The sequence below is a fragment of the Actinomadura sp. NPDC023710 genome (genome assembly GCF_040639875.1).
Taxonomy (GTDB): domain Bacteria; phylum Actinomycetota; class Actinomycetes; order Streptosporangiales; family Streptosporangiaceae; genus Spirillospora; species Spirillospora citrea.
In genome coordinates this window covers 1-19344 of sequence record NZ_JBFAGB010000001.1, presented here as the reverse complement: position 1 = coordinate 19344, position 19344 = coordinate 1, and the positions used below count along the sequence as shown (strand labels likewise).

The 19344-nt window shown below is 70.1% G+C and carries 21 protein-coding genes and 1 pseudogene; 17 read left to right on the top strand and 5 right to left on the bottom strand.

Going from position 1 to position 19344, the window contains the following annotated elements; translation table 11 throughout:
* Positions 1-120 precede the first annotated feature (120 nt).
* From AB0H37_RS00110 to AB0H37_RS00045, 14 genes are all read left to right on the top strand, one after another.
* Positions 121-339 carry a DUF397 domain-containing protein gene (locus AB0H37_RS00110; protein ID WP_360610176.1) on the top strand — a complete coding sequence of 73 codons (219 nt, stop codon included), beginning with the start codon at positions 121-123 and terminating at the stop codon, positions 337-339.
* Positions 340-787: 448 nt separating this feature from the next.
* Positions 788-1588: an SAM-dependent methyltransferase gene (locus AB0H37_RS00105; RefSeq protein ID WP_360610174.1), complete on the top strand. Its 801-nt coding sequence runs from the start codon at positions 788-790 to the stop codon at positions 1586-1588.
* 164 nt (positions 1589-1752) lie between these two features.
* Entirely contained in the window at positions 1753-2649 is an 897-nt protein-coding gene (locus tag AB0H37_RS00100; protein ID WP_360610172.1) for a hypothetical protein, read from the top strand.
* A gap of 305 nt (positions 2650-2954) precedes the next feature.
* Complete coding sequence (locus AB0H37_RS00095) at positions 2955-4439, top strand: S53 family peptidase (RefSeq protein WP_360610170.1); 1485 nt, start codon at positions 2955-2957, stop codon at positions 4437-4439.
* A gap of 82 nt (positions 4440-4521) precedes the next feature.
* Positions 4522-4956 (top strand): HIT family protein, encoded by a 435-nt coding sequence (locus tag AB0H37_RS00090; RefSeq protein ID WP_360610168.1) that lies wholly within the window; start codon positions 4522-4524, stop codon positions 4954-4956.
* Positions 4953-6434 (top strand): hypothetical protein, encoded by a 1482-nt coding sequence (locus AB0H37_RS00085; RefSeq protein WP_360610166.1) that lies wholly within the window; start codon positions 4953-4955, stop codon positions 6432-6434. The genes AB0H37_RS00090 and AB0H37_RS00085 overlap by 4 nt, the downstream gene beginning before the upstream one ends.
* 334 nt (positions 6435-6768) lie before the next feature.
* Positions 6769-7674: a CPBP family intramembrane glutamic endopeptidase gene (locus AB0H37_RS00080; protein ID WP_360610164.1), complete on the top strand. Its 906-nt coding sequence runs from the start codon at positions 6769-6771 to the stop codon at positions 7672-7674.
* A gap of 122 nt (positions 7675-7796) precedes the next feature.
* Complete coding sequence (locus AB0H37_RS00075) at positions 7797-8663, top strand: hypothetical protein (RefSeq protein ID WP_360610162.1); 867 nt, start codon at positions 7797-7799, stop codon at positions 8661-8663.
* Between the two features lie 108 nt (positions 8664-8771).
* On the top strand, positions 8772-9287 hold the full coding sequence (locus AB0H37_RS00070; RefSeq protein WP_360610160.1) for an HAD family hydrolase: 516 nt from the start codon (positions 8772-8774) through the stop codon (positions 9285-9287).
* Positions 9280-9690: a hypothetical protein gene (locus tag AB0H37_RS00065; protein WP_360610158.1), complete on the top strand. Its 411-nt coding sequence runs from the start codon at positions 9280-9282 to the stop codon at positions 9688-9690. Before AB0H37_RS00070 ends, AB0H37_RS00065 begins: the two co-directional genes overlap by 8 nt.
* 37 nt (positions 9691-9727) lie before the next feature.
* Positions 9728-10372, top strand: coding sequence for a hypothetical protein (locus tag AB0H37_RS00060; protein WP_360610156.1), 645 nt, complete (start codon positions 9728-9730; stop codon positions 10370-10372).
* Between the two features lie 147 nt (positions 10373-10519).
* The gene (locus AB0H37_RS00055) at positions 10520-10771 is read left to right on the top strand and encodes a hypothetical protein (protein ID WP_360610154.1); all 252 of its coding nucleotides are present in this window, start codon (positions 10520-10522) and stop codon (positions 10769-10771) included.
* A gap of 49 nt (positions 10772-10820) precedes the next feature.
* Complete coding sequence (locus AB0H37_RS00050; RefSeq protein ID WP_360610718.1) at positions 10821-11090, top strand: hypothetical protein; 270 nt, start codon at positions 10821-10823, stop codon at positions 11088-11090.
* A 261-nt stretch (positions 11091-11351) separates the two neighbouring features.
* Positions 11352-12182, top strand: a complete 831-nt coding sequence (locus tag AB0H37_RS00045) for an SAM-dependent methyltransferase (RefSeq protein ID WP_360610152.1) — start codon at positions 11352-11354, stop codon at positions 12180-12182.
* Between the two features lie 591 nt (positions 12183-12773).
* On the opposite strand, the gene AB0H37_RS00040 is transcribed toward AB0H37_RS00045, so the two are convergent.
* Complete coding sequence (locus AB0H37_RS00040; RefSeq protein WP_360610150.1) at positions 12774-13025, bottom strand: hypothetical protein; 252 nt, start codon at positions 13023-13025, stop codon at positions 12774-12776.
* Positions 13022-13162 carry a hypothetical protein gene (locus AB0H37_RS00035; RefSeq protein ID WP_360610148.1) on the bottom strand — a complete coding sequence of 47 codons (141 nt, stop codon included), beginning with the start codon at positions 13160-13162 and terminating at the stop codon, positions 13022-13024. Before AB0H37_RS00035 ends, AB0H37_RS00040 begins: the two co-directional genes overlap by 4 nt.
* Positions 13163-13245: 83 nt before the next feature.
* Between AB0H37_RS00035 and AB0H37_RS00030 the strand changes: the two genes are divergently transcribed.
* Together AB0H37_RS00030 and AB0H37_RS00025 are read left to right on the top strand one after the other, a co-directional pair.
* Positions 13246-13827, top strand: coding sequence for a hypothetical protein (locus AB0H37_RS00030; protein ID WP_360610146.1), 582 nt, complete (start codon positions 13246-13248; stop codon positions 13825-13827).
* A 79-nt stretch (positions 13828-13906) separates the two neighbouring features.
* Positions 13907-15082 (top strand): helix-turn-helix transcriptional regulator, encoded by a 1176-nt coding sequence (locus tag AB0H37_RS00025; protein WP_360610144.1) that lies wholly within the window; start codon positions 13907-13909, stop codon positions 15080-15082.
* A gap of 177 nt (positions 15083-15259) precedes the next feature.
* On the opposite strand, the gene AB0H37_RS00020 is transcribed toward AB0H37_RS00025, so the two are convergent.
* Entirely contained in the window at positions 15260-16006 is a 747-nt protein-coding gene (locus tag AB0H37_RS00020; RefSeq protein WP_360610142.1) for a hypothetical protein, read from the bottom strand.
* 79 nt (positions 16007-16085) lie between these two features.
* Positions 16086-17315, bottom strand: coding sequence for an IS110 family transposase (locus AB0H37_RS00015; protein WP_360610140.1), 1230 nt, complete (start codon positions 17313-17315; stop codon positions 16086-16088).
* A 581-nt stretch (positions 17316-17896) separates the two neighbouring features.
* Between AB0H37_RS00015 and AB0H37_RS00010 the strand changes: the two genes are divergently transcribed.
* Positions 17897-19144 (top strand): IS110 family transposase, encoded by a 1248-nt coding sequence (locus AB0H37_RS00010; protein ID WP_360610716.1) that lies wholly within the window; start codon positions 17897-17899, stop codon positions 19142-19144.
* Positions 19145-19149: 5 nt separating this feature from the next.
* Here AB0H37_RS00010 and AB0H37_RS00005 read toward each other — a convergent pair.
* Positions 19150-19344, bottom strand: a pseudogene (locus tag AB0H37_RS00005) (IS5/IS1182 family transposase); the annotation flags it as partial.

Here is a 19344-nt window from a genome sequence, read left to right as displayed (position 1 = left end):
GGCCTCCCGTCCGCCGCCCCAGACGGCACTAATAATCTTCGGTGAACGGAACTCTCCGCTCACCGACGGTGGCCAAGACCGCCTCTCACGAATGAAGAAAGCAGAGAAAGAAAGGAAACGGTGAAAACTCCCCAGGCCCCGCACCCGGGCTTCCCCGGCGCGATTTGGCGCAAGAGCAGCTACTCGTCCGGAGCGGACGCAGGCGATAAGCATGTCTGCGTCGAGGTCGCCGCGGTCGGCGAAGACGAGCGCGCGGTCCGCGACTCCAAGATCCCGGAAGGGCCCGTGATCCGTCTCTCCCGGGGAGACTGGAGGAGCTTGATCGCCAGGTTGAAGTAATGCGGTGACGGCGGCTGCGGGCAAGCCTCCCCACACTGGATGCCCGCCGCCGCTGCCCATCCCTATCCATCAGGGAATCCCATCATGAACACAAGTTGCGATGCTGCCGCTGACGCCCGGCGAACCAAGGCTCAACTGGAGAAGGAATTTCCAAATTGGAGATTCCTTCACTCCAACAAGGGGCGCTGGTGGGCCCAATGCGCTCTAGACCCGGACGCACGTAGAAGGGTCCTCGCCCGTTTCGAAGCGGTGGATGCGGACTCGGTCAACGAACTCCGAAAAAAGATCAATGCGGCTGAATCGTTCCTCGGGGTTTGACTTCCACCGGGCGGGCGCGGCCCGGATCTCCCCGCCCTCAGACACGAACGCGCGTCCCCGGCGTGTCCGCCACCCTCCCCATCGACAACGAAAGCGCCTCATGCTCCGCCGCCTCATGCTCCGCTGCCACATGGATGCCCCGGCCACCGCAAAGTCCCGGCTGGACTCCGACCATCCCCAAGCCGCCCGGATGTGGAACTACTGGCTGGGCGGTAAGGACCATTACGGCATCGATCGGGAGGCCGGAGACCGAGTGGCCGACCGGGTGCCCGTCGCCGACGCGGCCCTGCACAGTCGGTACTTCCGGGCCCGCCTCGTCCGGTACCTGGCCGGTGGGGCCGGGATACGGCAGTTCCTGGACATCGGGACCGGGCTGCCCGTGGGCGACGAGACCCATGAGGTAGCGCAGGGTATCGCGCCCGAGGCGCGGATCGTGTACGTCGACAACGACCCCCTTGTCCTCGCTCACGCGCGTGCTCTTCTCACCTCCACGCTTGAGGGCTCGTGCGACCACTTGGAAGCCGACGCGCGCGACACGGGCCCGATCCTCGCCCAGGCGGCCCACACGCTCGACTTCGGGCAGCCCGTCGCGCTGCTGATGCTCGGCGTCCTCAACCACATCGTCGACGACATCGAAGCAAGGGAGACCGTCCGGGACCTGGTCGCCCCGCTGGCACCGGGCAGCCACCTGGTGATCGCCCACTTCACAGCCGACCTGCACGGCGACGACCTTCACCAGGTCCTGAAGATCGTCACGGGCATGGGCGGCACACCGTTCACCGCCCGAACCCCGAGCCAGATTGCGGAGTTCTTCCAGGACGTGGATCTCCTCGACCCGGGGATCGTGACCTGCTCGCGCTGGCGCCCCGACCCGTCACCGTGGCCGGCGGACGCGGTGCTCCAGTACTGCGGCGTGGGCCGCAAACCGTAACGCGTCCAGGTCGTGCCCTTGCCTTACCGACCCCCTGACCTCGAAACGAGCCGATGATGCGTCTGCAACCTCTCCGGTTTCCCTTCCGAACGGGCCCTTCACGTGACTTCCAGGCCGCCATGCGCGCAGAGACCAAACGGAGAAGGCTGCGCACGGCCCCAGGTGTGTTCCTGACGCTGCTGCTCACCGGACTCGGCGTGGGTGCCCGTGCCGGAATCGGGCTGCTGCCGTCCCCGCTGGCGACCAGGCTCCCCCTTGCCGTGGCGCTGGTGGTCGTCATCGGGGCCTTGCTGAAATGCTTCGCCGGATACCACTGGGGCCCGGTCAAGAACGTGGATTGGGCGACTGCGGACGCCTACGAGCGTGACTTCATCGCGGCTGCGCCCCCCGTTGTCCGTACTGCGCTGAGGGGCGCCCAGCGCATGGTCCGCGACCACATGCCGCACGTGGTGGGGGTGTACCCCTACGTGGTGCGTCCCGACCCCTGCCACGAGAGGGAGTGCACCTTCTCCTCGGGTTGCTGCTCGTGTCGGCCGCTGCGGGCGGAGGTCACCTTGATGCCCGGTCGGCGGCGGGTGGTGCTGGCGATCGGCGACAAGGTTCTGGAGCAGCCCACATCGCTGTCGTTGCTCTTGCCGCACACGGCCTCCCACGCAAGGGTCACATCACGGCTCCTGCGTGTGCTTCCCAGCGGGCCGTTCGTGGCCGGGTGGCTGGTCTTGGGGCTGGCCGTCCCGCCGCGAGTGCTGCTTTTCGTCGTCCCCGCCCTGTTGTTGATCACCGGGGCCCTGTGCTGGGCCGATGAGCTCCGAGCCGATGCCGCCGCCAGCCAGGCGGTCGGACCGGACGCGGCCCGTGGGCATTGGGAGCTCGTGCGTCTGCACCGACATGGGAGGCACGCCATCGAACTCCTCCACATGGTCGCCCGGCTGCGAATCCAACAGCCGCCCGGCCAGCTGCGGGCGGAACTGGCCGTGCGAACCCACAGCCGGCCCGCGGCCCCTGCACACGACGACACGTCCTCGGACCCGGTCGCCACGAGCACGCCGCATAACCCCTGAGCGTTTCTCCCGCCCGGGTGCAGGGCGAGGAGGAACCCCCGCCCGCCCCACCCCCACACGCCGTAACTCACTCGACAGGAAAAACCAGAAATGAACGCAGGCGATCAGAAACTCTGATCCGACGGCGATCAAGACCCCTCCCACCCCGGACGAGCCGTTCCCGATCGGACCTGACCGGGCCCGCCTGCCCGCCGCGGGCCGCGCCGGTGGGCGACCCACCCGAGCACGGCACCCCTCGCACCCCCCAGCTCCGGGACACCCACGTCCCGGTCGTTCCACCCATCCTTCGACCGAGAAAGAAGCACGTGACCCCTCAATCGACTTCTGGACGGCTGGTTGCCGGCCTCGCGGCCGCAGCCCTGCTGGCGGCCGGTGCCGCCATAGCGATCGGCACCGCCGCGCCGGCCCACGGCGGACCGGCCCGCAGCACCCTGGTCGGCGGGACGCTGGCCAGCGGCGCCCCACCGGCCATACTGAGCCGCGGGGTGATCTCCACACTGGACATCGCCCCGGCGCCGACCGCACCGCGCGACCGCGGCGGCGCCCGCACCATGCGGGGAACGGCCACACCCCCGGCCGGCCCGGTCGTGCCGGTGCCGCCGTCGCAGTGCCCGCGGCTCTACAACACCACCGGCTGCTACGGACCCCCGCAGATCAACCACGCCTACGGGCTCGACCGCCTCCACCGGCGGGGTCTGACCGGCAAGGGCCGCACCATCGCCATCCCGATCTGCTTCCACAACCCCCACCTGCGCAAGAACGTGGCCACCTACTCCCGGCACTGGGGACTGCCCCCGGCCAACCTGGAGGTAATGCAGTACGGGAAGGTGCCGACCGCAGACCCCGGCGACCCGGGCCAGGCGGCGTGCGCCGCCGAGGCCGCCGTCGACGTCCAGTCCGTGCACGCCATCGCCCCCGCCGCGAAGATCATCGTGGTCGAGACCGGTACCGACCAGACCGGCGGCACCGTTGGCCTGGACGAGCTGATCGGCGCGATCGGGTGGGTCACCCGCCACCGCAAGGTCGACGCCGTCACCGCGAGCTGGGGCGCCTTCGAGGCCAACTTCCCCGAGCAGTCCGGGCGTGAGGGCGACTACCGGCTGCTCACCCGGCTGCGCGGCCCTCTCAAAGCCGCGCACCGGCGCGGGACAACGCTGATCGCCTCGTCGGGGAACCGGGGCCCCACCGGCCCGAACCTGGCCGGAACCGCGTTCTACACCCATCCCTCGGTGGCGTGGCCGGCGTCGGACCCGCTGGTCACCGCCGTGGGCGGCACCCGCGTCCACCTGACCGACACCGGCGTCCGGACCGCGCCCGACCAGGTGTGGGACGACGAGGGCGGGGTCGCCACCGGCGCCGGCCCCTCGGCCGTCTTCGGCCGCCCGGCCTACCAGGCCCGCCTCACCAGCGTCGTGGGTGAGCGGCGCGGAAGCGTCGACGTCGCGCTGAACGGTTCCGGCAAGGCCCGCGAATGGTTCTTCTCCTCCTACAACCCCATCGCGGGGCAGCAGCCGGGTTGGATCAGGGTCGCCGGGACCTCAATCGCCGCGCCCAAACTCGCCGGGATCGTCGCGCTCGCCGCGCAGAAAGCCGGGCGGCCGGTCGGTGACATCCACCGGGTGCTGTACTCCGCGCCGGGCTCGGCCCGGCTGGGGCTGACCGACCTGACCACCGGCACCAACACCGCCAACGGCGTCACCGGCTTCCAGGCTCGCCGCGGCTACGACCTTCCGTCGGGTGTCGGGACCGTCCGGGACGCCGGACGCCTGGTCAACGCCCTCGCCCACTAGAGCAGTCCGAACTCCTCCCCCGCGCCGCCGAGCCCACCGACCCGTGGGCTCGGCGGCCCCCACCGCACTCGGAGGCCTGGCAGTGACCTGCCTGTTCTGCGACCCGGCCCGCTCCCGCATCCTGGCCAGGAGCGATAGCTGGTACGCCCGCTTCGACAACTTCCCGGCCACGCCCTGCCATCTGGAGATCGTGCCGTTCTCGCACGTCACCTCGTGGTTCGATCTGTCTCCGGTCGAGCAGTTGGAGGGGCTCAGCCTGCTCGCCGAGGCGGCCGACGTCATCACCTCCATGCGGCGGGTCGACGGCTGGAACTGGGGCGTCAACGACGGCCAGGCCGCCGGCCGCACCATCGGCCACCTTCACATCCACCTGATCCCGCGCCGGCTCGGCGACCAAGACGACCCCCGCGGCGGCATCCGCCGCGGGCTGCCCAACGCAGACCCCGACACCTGGGACACCCCCGAGACGCAAACAACAGCCGTGGCCCGCAACAACGTCATCGGGAGCAGCACGTGACCACCAGCCGCCCGAACACCAGCCCAGGCACTGCACCGATCGCGGACCCGATCGGTGCCCTGATTCGGGGACGCCGCAGCGCCCACCAGTCACTCATCGGGCAGGCCCCGACCTGGTTCGCCTTGCGGGAAGAGCTCGGCGAGCGGATGCTCATGCCCCCGTCCCTGCCGGCGGCCGCGGACGCCGAGCCCAACGAGCGCCTGAAAGCGCTCGCGGCCGATGAGGCCGCGCGGCTCGGAGACGCCGAACTGTTCGCCTTCGACCCTGGGGCCACCTCGGCCGCGGTCTCCTACGGGGCCCGCCTTCACGCCAGCGCCGCCACGGCCGACACCGTGCGCCCCGCGCCCGGCGGGACGATCGCCGCACCATGGATAGTCCCGCCCACCCCGGCAGGATTTGTGCGCTGGGCCACGCCGATCATCCCTCCCGGCAGCCAGACACCGATCACCGCTATGCACTGGGGCCGCATCACCACCCCCGACACCTCGGGCATCTGGCTGGTGTTCTGGGGCGACCTGTCCGCCCTGCTGGGGGACGGACTGGCCGACGCGTCGGCACCGCCGTGGCTCACCCCGCAACTCGCCGACGACGTCCTGGCCCAGAATGGCCCGCTCTACTACAACGCGGCGTCCTTCCTGCAAGGCCCCGATAATCCGCACACCCGCATGCCCGGCTCGGCGGGGGCCCACGATTCCGCCGCCGCGTTCGCGTTCACGGATCTGCGCGGTCTGCCACTCAACACGCTTCCCGCAGACCAGCGCGATCCCTACGACGCCCTCACCTACATCGTCCTGGCGTCCTGGGCGATGCTCACCCCCGACCCGGCCCAGCCCGCACCGCCGCCGCACCTGACCCGGCGCACCGCGCCCGTGCAGGAGGCCGAAGCCGACCGGAAGGCGGGGTTGCCGCCCGCAGACCAGGTCACGCTGGTCACCGCCCCCACCCTGCGGCCCACAGATCCGCTCCCCCCGGGCTTGGACGCCGGCGTCCATCGCCTGCGCATGCGGGTCTTCGCCATGGTCGCGCCCGATGCGCCCGACGGCCCCACGCCCGATGAAGTGATCGCCGACCTGCTGCGCCGGTATGAGGCCGAGGTGGTGATGATGGCCGCCTACCGCTCCAGCCGGCAACTGCTGCACGCCATGGCCGACCAGGACCGCACCGGCCCCGACACCGCACTCGCCCAGATACTGAGCGTCCTGACACCCACCGGGCAACTCCCCGCCAAGGGGATGCCTTTCGACGCCCGGGCGTGGACGGGCCTGGAACACCTACTGCTGCCCGCGGGCCCGGGACCGACGCTGCCGCCACCCGGAATCGCTCCAACCGATCTGCTCTGGGCGCTGGGGACCTTCCAAGCCTGCGCGCTCATGGCCCTGGCCGGAAATGAGCATCACCTAGGCCGCCCGAAACACAAAACGGCGCCCCGTCCACCCACCGGCAAGCGCCCCAAAAACCCGCGGAAGAAACGACGTTGACCAGAGCCCGCCTCCAGCGCCCGCCCTGTCCCCCCGGCGGCCGCAGCGAACTGATCGCTGCCCGCTGAACCCGAGCCGCTGCGCGGCCAGACCCATCTCGGACACCGACATGAACCCCACCGAACCCACAGAGACCGCCCGGCGAAGCGGGGCCCCCTCCCCGCTTCCCTCCAGCGCGACGGACACAACGGCAACGCCGCGCACCCGCGCAGCCGCCTCCCGCCGAGACCGATGGCTGCACTCGCCCCTCTCAGCCCGCAACCTTCCAGCGCTCACCGGCGGTCGCGGCTACCTGACGGCGTTCGGGCTGCTCGCAGTGCTGCTGGGACCCGACATGACCAAACGGCTGGCGATCGGCGCCGACCTGGCGGGCCTGCCCGCATGGGCCACCTGGCCACGCACCTGGCCCGCCGGCGGAATCTACGGCGTGGTCCTGGCGGCGACCGCCATGTGGCTGCTGACCCTGCATTCACGCCGCGCCGGCCAGGCCGACGGCGCTCGTCTGCGACCGGTGCTGCCGCTGGCCACCGCGTGCGTGCTAGGCCTGCTCGGGCTGGGCCTTTGCGCCGTCACCGTGACCGGGCGGGCGAACACCTGGGCCAGCGCGATCGGTGTCCTGGTCGTGGCCGGCGCCGGAATCTGGCTGTGCCTGGCCGTCGCACGCGACCGCGGAATCTCCGCCGCGCAGATGGGGATCCGCCCAGGCTGGGCCGCGAACCGCACCGGCCGCATCCAATCAGTCATCATCGCCGCGATATCGCTCGCAGCATGCGTCGCCGGCACCGCGATCATCATCCCCTACCTGCTGATGCTGCCGGTCCCGAAAATGACCAGCAGTCAGGCCGACCTCCTGGGAAATGTGGGGCTGAGCTTTTACACGCTAGACCTCGCCGCCGGTTTCCGGGAGGAGACCGTGTTCGTCGCGGTGACCGCGGTCTTGCTGACCGCCGCCGGTCGCCCCCTGCGGGAGATCTACGCGGTGTCGGTGACCGCCCGCATCCTCTGGCATGCCTACATCGGCATTCCCGCGCTGGGAGTGGGCCTGTTCGGCGCGGCCAACCTCTGGCTGTTCACCCGGACACGCCGACTCACTCCGCTGATCATCACGCATCTGGCCTACAACGCCCTGCTCGATTACTGGCACCAGGCACTTCCCCACGTCTTCGTCCTGCTGATCCTGGCGGCTCTGCTACTGAGCGAGGTACGGCCCGCCCACAAGCCACATGACCAAGCTCAGTGAAGACCTGTGCGCCCTGCTCGGGGATGGCCTGGCCGATTCGTCCGCGTCCGCGTGACCACGCTTCATCCACCGGCGCCCCATTCCTCACACCACTAGGCCCCGGACCGCAGGAAGGAATCCCAGTGAGCACATTGACGGTGGCGACGCTGAACCTGAAGGACGGCGAGCGCCTGGACCTGGTACCCGCCCTGCTGGCCCAGATCGACAGGCCGGTCGACATCCTGTGCATGCAGGAAGGCAAAGAGTACGACCGCGGCGGGCAGGCCCGCCGCTACCAGGCCGAGGACCTGCTGGCCCCGCTCGGGCCCGACCGCGGCTTCCTGACCCGCAGCACCCGCGGCACCCTGCACGAACTGGTGTTCGTCAACACGGCGCGGATCCGGCCGGTGCGGCACTGGACCCCGGACCTCCCGGACGTCTTCCACGATCAGATCGGCTGGCTGCATCTCCGCGTCGACGGCCTGGAGCCGGAACTGGCGGTCAAGTCGACCCAGTGGGCGCACTGGTCCGGAGACATCCGGCTGGAGGAAGCGCACAAACTCACCCGCTACGCCACCCCCGGCTCACTGGCGATCGTCGCCGGCGACTTCAACTCGATCTGGCCCGACTGCACCGGACCCCTGGGCGTCACGCATCACGAGTTCGAGCCGAACTGGTACACCCGACCGCTCCACAAGCGGCAGCACAAAACGCTGCCGCCCGGGGCCCGGCCACCGACGGGACAGGATTTGGTATCGGACCGGCGGGCGCTGACATTGCTGTGGGAGGCCGGATTCCGCAGCGCGGGCTGCCAGGCCGACGACATGACCGTCACCGTCAACAACGACATCGACGACGGGCAGGGCGCCCGGATCGACCACATCGTGCTCAGCCACACACTGGCGCGCGCGATGGTCCCCGGCTCCTACGGCGTGGGCGTCAGCGAAACCGGCGACCAGGCCAGCGACCACCGGCTGGTGTGGGTCGACCTGAACCTCCCCTTCCCCTAGCGCGATCATGCCCGGCCAGCCCCGGCATCACCGCCCACCCGGGCCGTGCCACCCCGCCGGTGGGTGACCGCTCCTCCCCCAGACCCTCGATGAAGGAAGGAAGAACTCGTGGCCGTCGTGCAGGTCGGGTGCCCCTTGTGCGGATGCCGCGCCCCACACCCAGACGGGCGTACCCTGCCCCTTCATCTCGCCCAGGCGATGACGTGGCTGCTTGATCACTACGGTGACGCGGGCCTCGGCGTACCAGCAATGGCCGAGGCGGCGCAGGTGGCGCTGGTGTCCAACACCGTGCTCGATCTGGACCGGCGCCGGGCGCTGAAAGCGGCCGGGCTCGACGAGCTGTTCGCCTCCCGCGTCTACCTCAGCCACGAACTCGGCCTCGACAAGGCTCATCCGGACTTCTACCCCTACGTCCTAGACGAGCTCGATGTCGCTCCGAGCGCATTGCTGGTGTGCGGCAACAACATCGACACCGACGTTCGCGCCCCTGCGCTACTGGGCATCCGCGCCGTCCTGCTTGCGCCGTTTGCGGAGGCTGCGCACCTCCCTCCGCGCGCCCGGTTGATCGCCCGGATCGGCGAGCTGCCCCGCATCCTCACCGGAGAGCTGAGAGCGCATGCCTGAACAACCCGTCCGCGCCGTCTCCGACGCTGGCCAGACCGGTCTGAGCCTGGCTCTGGACTCCCTGGCAGACCTGGCAGACCTGGTCGGGCGCGGCAGCTACCCCACCACGGCGACGCCGGCGGAGATCGCCAGGGCACTGGAGCCGCCGGCTTTCACGGCACATGTGTTCCACGACTTCATCGCGGTCGCGGTCGCGCAGGCAACGCAGGCCCGGGATGAGCAGGCGCCCGCACTCGACTTGCCCGCAGTGGACAGCGCACTTGCGCATCTCACGCACGCCGAGAAGGCGATGAGAACGGTGAGGCACCTGCTCAAGTCGGGACGCACTGAGCTGGACCGGACGACGGGAAGACGGCCGAGTAGCCAGCGGCCGGAGCCGCCTCCCTGGTCATCCACCTTCTGACCCTCAAAGCAACGGCGACCCCGGCTGCGCTGGCTCTGTGGCACAGCCTCGCCGGCCTGCTGGACGGCACTGCGGACAACTTCCGCGCGCCCTCGACCACCACAACCAGACCGCACGCCTGGCCCGGCAAGCCGGCGACACTCTGACCGAAGCAGCCGCCGCCGCACACCAGGGCGCGCCCCTGCTCCGCCTGAACCAACCCCAGAAGGCCCTGGAAGCCCTGCAGCGCGGACTCACCCTGTACCAAGCGGCGGTGGTCCCGCACCAGCGCGGCCAAGCGCTGCTGGAACGCCAGCTCGGCATCGCGCTGGCCCGGCTTGGACGAGGCAGCGAAGCCGAAGAACACTTCCGCGCCGTCGAGAGCGTCTTCGTCGAACACGGCGAGCCCTACCTACTCGCCCGCCTGGGCCTGGACCGGGCGCAGCTGGCGCTCGACGCCGAAGAGCCCACCGCGGCCCTGGAGCACCTCGCCCGAGCCAAACAGAGGTTTTCCGGCTGGTCGGACCCCGACCTCGCCCGCCTGCGCTACCTGACGGCCGCCGCCCACACCCGCAATGGCGACCACGACGCCGCCCGTCCCCTCGCCGACGCCGTCCCCCCGGCCAAGGAACTTCCCGACAAGCATCCCACCGCCCCCCTCGTCTGGAACCTGACCGACCCCTCGTCTGGGACCACGGCGTGAGGCGGCGGAACTCGCGCGGCTGGCCCTGGGGGCGGTTGCCGTTGAGGCGACGTCCCCGTTGATCAACTCCCTTACCGTCCGACCGCCGAGCTCCGGTGAGCCGCTGGCAGCGGCAGCCCGGCGGCCGAGCGGATGGGAGTGTTCTCGGTGACGGCCGTTATCTTCACCGCCCTGCGTCCCCTCCTCGACCTGTGGTTCCAGCGACGCGCCGACCTCGCCAAGGAGGAGCACGGACAGAAGGTGGTCGATCGTGGCCCAGGCACCAGCGCGCTGACGGTCAGCCAGCTCGGCCGCCGGGCCGCCGCCCGCCACGCCCTGACCTGCACCGCCGTACAGGTGGCCGCCGCGGCCATCGACGTTCTCTGCACCAAGCGGCCGGAGGTGGGGGTTGCTTGCTGAGGCTGTGATCGCGCATCTGGCTGGCGACTACATCCTGCAGTCGCGGTGGATGGCAGTGAAGAAGGTCGAGAGGTGGTGGCCTGCCATCGCCCACGGCATGTGTTACGCCCTGCCGTTCTTACTGATCACACGATCAGTGTGGGCGCTTTTGATCGTCGGTGGGACACACGCCGTCCTGGACCACTACCAGGCCGCCAAGTACGTGGTCTGGGCGCAGGCTTCCTCGGCCCCTGGTCGTTCAGGACGCCATGGAGCCAGGCCGTTGACAACAAGGGCTCCTCGGCCGCCGTGTCGAGCACTTGGGCGAGCGCGTTGCTGACCGTGGTCGACAACACCGTTCACCTGATCATCAACGCGGCCGCACTGGGCTGGCTGGGCTGATGCAGATGTCAACGAGGGGGCGTGGCTGAGAAACGCGTGGAGCCGTCACACAGGAACTCCGCACGGACCCGATGCAACCACCACCCCATCGCTGTTCTACGGCTGCAGCATCGCCGTGTCCCCCCTCCCCCGGCCCGCCCATCTCCGCGGGCCATCCCGGCGCTGTTCCAACAGTTTCGCCCCCCGGAGGCACTACACCGTGACCGAAATACCCGCCGCCAAGATCGACCAGACCGTCCCGCATGCGGCCCGCGTATGGGACCATCTCCTCGGCGGCAAGGAAAATTACGAAGTGGACCGCCAGGTGGCGGACAAGATCATCAAGGCGATGCCCGAAGCCGTCGATCTGGCGCTGACGGCACGGCAGTTCAAGACCCGCGTCGTGCGCCACCTGGCAAAGGCCCGCGATGTCGCCCAATTCCTCGACATCGGCCCCGGCCTTCCCGCCGCCACCAACACCCACGACGTCGCCCAGCACATCAAGCGCGCCGCCCGGGTGATCTACGTCGACAACGACCCCCTGGTCCTCGCGCTCGCCCGCGCCCTTCTCCCCTCCACCACGCTGGAGGGCGGGACCTGCCAGTACGTGGAGGCCGACCTGCGAGACCCCAACAAGATCCTTCGCGAGGCCCGCGAGACCTTCGATTGGGGCCGCCCGGTCGCCCGACCATGCTGCGAATCAGCCGCTGCCGGAAGGGCGTCATCGCGTCGTCGACGCCCGTACTCCTCGCCGTCCAGGCCGCCGCCGGCGACGGCCGGATCACTCCGGGGAGTGGGTGCCGATCGGCATCGCGGTCCTCGCCGCGGCCGGGGTCATCGCGGCCCCGAACCGGACCAATCCGGCCGATCGGGACGTGCTGCCGACCTATCGGCGGTAGCGTCCACCCGCGGCCCCTTAATCGTGGAGCGGTCTCCGCCGGACCGCTTCCACGCGCGCCCCCACCTCCCGGCCCCTGGGAGGTGGGGGCGCTTCGCCGCCCCCGGGATCGATGATCACTGGTCAGCGAATGAGAACCGTTGCCCTGTTTGATAGCGTCGCAGGTCAGCAAGCGTCGGCCCCGCGCATGCGGGGATGGTTCGCGCCGCCCGATCTCCTTGCTGCCGGGAGTCACGTCGGCCCCGCGCATGCGGGGATGGTTCTGGCTGGACCCGTCCGCTCTCGGAATTCTCCGAGTCGGCCCCGCGCATGCGGGGATGGTTCCCACGAGGACGACGCGCTGACGGGACAGATGATGTCGGCCCCGCGCCCGCGGGGATGGTTCTGATCACGTCTGACCTGTCCGACCGGTGGACGTATTGGCCCCGCGCTCGCGGGGACGCGAACAGCCCCCGCCTCCTCTACACGAGGGGGGCGGGGGCTGTCCTTTTGTGCGCTGGCCGCGGTTTCTTTGAGCTGGGGATAACGCAGCGGCCGCGGCCGGTACACGTCTGGTGCGGGGTGGCGCCGCCCTGGGGATTGGTCGGCGACGCCACCCCGGTCTATTCGCGGGCCGCACGCTCCACGATGTCACCGAGGTGAGTGACCCGCTCGAAGTCGTCACGTTTCCCGTAGAAGTACCGGGACCGTCACCGGTCGTGACGCCGCCGCCCCGGGTGATGCGGGTTCCTGAGGCAGCGGGGTTCAGGTGATCGGCATACCCAGCGTCCGCGCGACCGCCTCGGCCGCCCCGGACGCGGTTGCGCCGAGCTGCTCGCCCGTCGTCCAGCGGTAGCCGTCGTGCCAGACGATGTAGCGCACCGGCCCGGTGCCGGCGGCGACCTTCAGATAGTCGGGCGGATCCATGCTCGATGCATGACCGCAGTCGACCCGGCCGAGTTGGGTGCGGGCCCGCAGCTCGTCGCGCAGGGCCGCGAGCCGCTCCTCGGCCGTCACGTCTCCTCCGCGAGCAGCCCGACGAGCGCGACCTCGGCGCCCGTGATGTCGTCGGCCTGGGCGAGCGCGCTGCCCCAGTGCGTCCAGAACCATTCACGGTCCTCGTCGGTGGGGCGCGGCTCGCAGGTGACCCGCACGGCGTGGGGCGGCGAGACGCCTTTGGGGTCGTCACGGTGACCACGGGCGCGCCGATGTCCACGCTGTAGCCGCGGACGCCCATGTGCCGGGCGAGCACCGAGAGCTGCGGGTGCAGCTCCAGGCCCAGCAGTCGCACGATCTTCACGACGACCTCGTCGATGCCGTCGATCGGGCCGAGGTCCAGGCCGGAGCCCCAGTTGAAACGCCCCCGGTAGGCGCCGACGGTCCGGGCGATCCCGGTGCGGGTGCGCATGATGAGGCTGACGCTGTGCTGGACGACCTGCACGCCGCGCTCCTCCAGCGCCGCCTCCAGGGCGAGCACGGCGCGGTTGCTGTCGGCGTCGTCCTGGTCGTCCAGCAGACGGCGCAGCCCGGCGTAGGTTCCGGCGCCGAGGCGCTCGCCCTCACCGCTGTCGCGGACAGCGCGGTAGAGGGGCGGCGTGTCGGCGGGTGTGATCGTCCAGCCGGGGAATTCGGCGCGGAGCGCGGCGAGGCGCCCCTCGATGTCTTCAGGTGGTGCGGGTGCTGGGTTGGGTACCGTGCTCATCAGCCGGGCCTCTGTTCCGGTCAGGCCCCGGAACACCCGGCGTTCGCCCGCCGGCCGGGGCCGTTTTTTGTGTCCTGGGACACCCTTGGCCCACCACATAACCGCGCCCGGCATTAGCTTGGTAGATGCTGCCTGCTGCCTGTCGGCGTGGGCAGCGACAGGCAGCAGGGCAACCCGGGGCGAAACGGGTGAGGCGATGACCACCTTCGGCGCGATGCTGCGTCAGCTCATGGACGAGCGGCAGATCAGCCAGCGCAGGCTGGCCGGACTCGTGCCGTGCAACGACGGGTACGTGTCCCGGGTCGCCCGAGACTTGAAGGTCCCTTCACCGGAGATGGCCGCGCGCTTCGACGAGGTCCTGGCCGCCGGCGGCGAACTGGAGGCGCTCCGACCCTCCACACCGGCCGCCGCCCCGCCCCTCGACGACGAGCTTGAGGCGTTGGACCTCGGGCGCCGCGTGACAGCGAGCGACGTTGGTGAGGAGACCCTCGTCGCGCTGGAGATGACCGTTGACGAGCTGGCCTCGGCCTACCCGCGGTCCGCGCCCGGCGAGCTGCTCGCGCGGACGCGCCGGCACCTGAGCTACGTCTCCCGGCTCATGGACGCGCGCATGACCCTGGCCGAACGCCGCCGCCTGGTCGTCATCGGTGGCTGGTTGTCGCTGCTCGCCGCGACCTGCGACATCGATCTGGGACAGCGCCCGGCTGCCGCCGCGAGGTTGCGGACGGCCGCGCAGCTCGCCGAGCATGCCGGGCATCCGGAGATTCTGGCGTGGACGCTGGAGACCCGCGCCTGGCAGTGCCTCACCGACGGCGACCTGCGGGAGGCGGTGAGGCTGTCCCGGAGCGCGCAGGAGGTCGCCCCGCGGGGCAGTTCGGCCTTCATCCAGGCGACCGCGCAGGAGGGCCGGGCGTGGGCTCGTCTCGGCGCCGGCCCAGAGACCCGCGATGCGCTGGCGCGCGTCGCGCGGCTCGTAGAGCCGCTGCCGATGCCGGACCGTCCCGAGCACCATTACCGGTACGACCCAGCCAAGAGCGACGCCTACACCGCCACCACGCTCGCGTGGATCGGCGACCCGGCGGCCGAGCCGTACGCTCGCGGTGTCCTGGCCCGGCTGGAGCACCCGGCCACGGGGCCGGCCAGGCCCCGGCGCGCGGCCTCGGCGCGGCTCGATCTCGCGCTCGCGCTGCTGGCCGCGGACCAGCCGGACGAGGCGGCGCACACGGCGCTGGAGGCGGTGACGAGTGGGCGCCTGGTGCCGTCGAACTACTGGCGCGCGGTCGAGGTCATCGCCGCCGTGGAAGCGCGGAGTGTCCCGGAGGCCGCCGAGCTGAACGAGGCGTACCGCGAGCTGTGCGCGCCCACCGAATAGAGCTTGTAACACCGCCGTACGCCCCGTCAGCGGCAACGCTGGTGACGTAGGCACCCCCGAAACCGGTTTCGCCCCCGGTAACGGGGGTGGCCTGCAATGTTTCGGGTTTCGCCCCCAACGCCGCAGGCCCGCGGACACGCCTCACAGCGCATCTGAGGGCCTGCAACGGCGAAACCCTTAACCACCCACAGGCGCCCCCTCAACGGCCTTCAGGTCGTCCCACCGGACGCCCTTCCCGCCGCCGCCGGCACCGCGCCGGTTGATCTGCCGGGTCGGCACCCCGTACGGCTTCAGCGCCGCCGCGAGCGTCGTCGACGCCGCCGACCGCGCGTCCCGCTGCTCGTCCTCGCCGAGCGCCTCCAGGCCCTCCGGGAGCCACTGCCCGTACAACTCCGGCCGATACACCGCGAGGGCCTGGACGAGCCGCCAGGAATGCACGGCGTCCTCTCCGGCAGGCCAGATCGAGCGGATGTGATCGAGCAGCGTCGACCGGTCGCCCTCCTCCAGCTGCTCGCCGGCGGCCTCACCGGACAGCGTCCCGGCCGCGATACGCAGCGCCAGGGCCCGCTTCCCGATCTCCTCCGCCTCGGTCTGCTTGATGAACGCCGCGCGGACGGTGCCGCCCTCACGGCCCCGAACGAGGATGCCCGTCCCCTGCTCGGACGCCGAGATGTCCATCGCGCGCAGGCCCCGCTCGTTCGCGCCGGTGCCGAGCACGTTGTTGTTCGCGCGCCAGTCCATGACCGCCAGACACAGCCGCGTCCCGACGCTGGACGACACCGACGACGGCAGCGACGGCGCGTCCGGGTTCTGCGTCAGCAGGAGGCCGTACGCGCGGCCCTTCTTGATCAGCCGCGTGGACAGGTCGGCCGCCTCGTCCTTGTACTCCGGATGGGTGAACAGCTCCTGCGCCTCGTCGATCACGATGACGCGCGGCCCTAAGAGGTCGTAACAGAATCAGCGGACGAGGCGTCGCCAGCAGACCTCCGATGGCGCTAAGCCGTCAAGCGGCTGCCACGGGAGGGGGTGTGAAGGCCTTGCCGGGGTCGTAGCTCTGGCCGGTCTGGAGGCAGTGGAAGAGCTGGCCGAGCATCCGGTTGAACAGATGCCGCAGAGCGGCTGAGTGCCGATCGCTTCGGTCGCGGCGTCGCTTGTAGTGGGCTCGTGCGGGTTCGTGGTTGGTCGAGGCCGCGAACGCCCAGACGAATCCGGCACTGGCGAGGCGATCGTTCTTGATGGTTCGGTGGGTGATGGAGATGCTGCGGCCGGAGGCGCGGGTGACCGGGGCGGATCCGGCGTAGGCCTTGAGCGCACGTGCGTCGGCGAACCGGTGGCGGTCGTCGCCGATCTCGGCCAGGACCCGGGCGCCGAGCTGATCGCTGAGTCCGGGGAAGCTGGTGATGACCTGGTGGTCGGGGTGCTGGCGGAAGGCCTCAGCAACGGTCTCGGCGAGGCGGTCGGCGTTGGCGCATTCGGTGTCCAGGACGGCCAGGAGGGCGCGGGCCTGCTCGCCCATCGCCTGTTCGACCAGCGGGGGGTGATGCAGTTGCGGCTGCCGCATGGCCTGGTAGAGCTTCTCGGCCAGCTGCTCGATGCCGCGTTGGCGGCCGGCCCGGCGCAGTGCCGCGGCGATGCGTGTGCGCGTCAGTTTGGCCGCGGCGGTTGGGGTGAGGGCGATGGCCAGGACAGCGCGGGCCTCTCGGCTGGTCAGGTTGGTGGTGCGGCCGGCGAACGCGGCCAGGAAGGTGGGGAAGTACTCGCGCAGCAGCGAGCGCAGCTCGTTGGAGGCCTTGGTGCGCCTCCAGGTGGCGTCTTGGTGGGCGCGCGCCAGCACGGTGATGGCGCGGGCGAGTTCGGTGTCGTCGGGCAGCGGCCGGTGCGCGTGGGCGTCGGTGCGCAGGATGTTGGCCAATGTCATGGCGTCGAGGTGGTCGGATTTCCTGCGTGCCACGGTGTGGCGTTCGCGGTAGCGGGCGACGGCCATCGGGTTGATGGAGTAGACCCGTCGGCCGGCGCCGCGCAGCGCGGCGACCAGCAGGCCGCGCGGCGTCTCGATGGCGACCGGGATCGGATCGGCCGGGTCGTCGCCGGCGTCGGCGAGCATCTGCAGCAGTTCACCGAACCCTTCGGCGGTGTCTTTGATCCGGCGTTTGGCCACTAGTTCACCGGCGCCGTTGACAAGCGCGATGTCGTGGTGGGATTCGGCCCAGTCGATCCCGCAGAACACTTTCACGTGGGCTCTCTCCTCTGGTCGCCCTCGGTATGTCCGACTGTGGGTCTGACCTGGCAGGGAACGCGCAGCGCTCTAATAACAAGGCTCGTGGCCTGGCCTCCGATGGAGCCGTTCGCGATCCCAGCGACCCGCACGGGCTCCCAGTCTGCTGATAGGCCTCAGAGACTCTGATGATGGCGAGGGATGCACCGCGCGGGCGGCTCGAACCACGATCGACAACCTGCCGTAGACCGCCGTGGTGGCGCGCCCGAATCGATCAGGCCACCGCCACGGCGGGCCGCGTCTGCACGGTCTTGCTCCAGGCCTCAACGGACCGGATATGCCACAGGCGTTCGACGCGACGACCCTTATTAGATGGTGGCTGCGGCGAGGGTCATGAACGCTTCCCTAAGATCGAAGTGTCTGGAGTGAGTCGCTCTGGATGCCCCGGGCGACGGGGTGTGGCTAATGAATGCTTGCCGTGGTTGTGGCTTTCCACGAATGGCCGCCTCGTCGCCCTGGACCCCCTGGCCGCTCACTGAGATCTGATGCGAACCGTCGCTGTTTAGGGACCTGATGGCGGGGCCGTCCACGGGCTTGACCTGCGAGAACGGGGAGGTGGCCGGGGTGACGGCCACGAGTGTCGTGTGGGCGGGATCGACGCGGGGAAGGCGAGCCATTATGCGGTGGCCGTCGACGCATCGGGCAAGAAGCTCTGGTCGGTCAAGGTGGGCAACAGCCAGCAGCCGATCGAGGAGCTGCTCGACCGAGCCTCCACGACCGCCGGCGACGGCGAGGTGCGGTGGGCGATCGACCTGGTCAGCCCACCCGCTGCCCTATTGCTGGCGATCCTGCTGTCCAGCGGCCAGAACGTGGTCTATGTGCCCGGCCGGGTCGTCCACGGCATGGCCGGGGTGTTCCGAGGCGAGGGCAAGACCGACGCGAAGGACGCCCGCATCATCGCCGACACCGCCCGCATGCGAAGCGATCTGACGGAACTGACCACCAGCGACGAATTGGTGGTCGAGTTGACCCGGCTGGCCTCCTACCGGGCCGACGTGATGGCCGACTGGGTGCGCGGCATCAACCGACTCCGTGCCCTGCTGACCAGCATCTTCCCTGCGCTGGAGGCCACCTTCGATTACTCCACCCGGTCAGCGCTGATCCTTCTCACCGGTTACTGCACTCCGGCCGGAATCCGAGGCGCCGGAGCCGAGGGGCTGGCCGCCCACCTGCGTGAGCACGGGGCCTGGGCCAGGGGGGTCGACAAGATGGCCGCCCAAGCCGTCCAAGCCGCTGAGCAACAGACCGTCGAACTGCCCGGCGAAGCCACTACGGCGCTGCTGGTGAAGAGGCTCGCCAAGCAACTCCTGGACCTCGACCAGGAGATCAAAGGCACCGACAAGCTGCTCACTAGCAGGTTCCGCGACCACCCCCAGGCCCACATCATCGAGAGCCTGCCCGGAATGGGCCCGATCCTGGGTGCCCAGTTCCTTGTCGCCACCGACGGGCGTCCCCTGGACGCTTTCGCCAACTCCGGCCGCCTGGCTTCTTACGCTGGCTTGGTGCCAGTCCCGCGTGACTCCGGACGCGTCAGCGGCAACTACCACCGGCCCAAGCGCTACCACCGGCCACTGCGCCAGGTCTTCTACATGATGGCGTTGTCCAGCCTGAAGACCGAAGGGCCGTCAAGAGTCTTCTACCAGCGCAAACGGGATGAGAACAAGATCCACACTCAGGCTCTCCTCGCGCTGGCCCGACGCATGGTCGACGTGCTGTGGGCCCTGCTGCGTGACAACCGGACCTACAACCCGATCCCGCCATCGCAGGTCAACGCACTCGCGGCTTGACACCATCACTGAGATTCGTGGATGTCGTCGCAGATCTCCCAGCGGATGCGTAAGCGGCGGAACCAGTGCAACAGGCCAATAGTGCGCTCGACGACGTAGCGGTGGACGCCCAGCCCGGACCCGTGCGGGGCGCCGCGGCGGGCGATGACCGGTTTGATGCCCTTGGCCCACACCTGGCGCCGGTACTTGTCGTGGTCGTA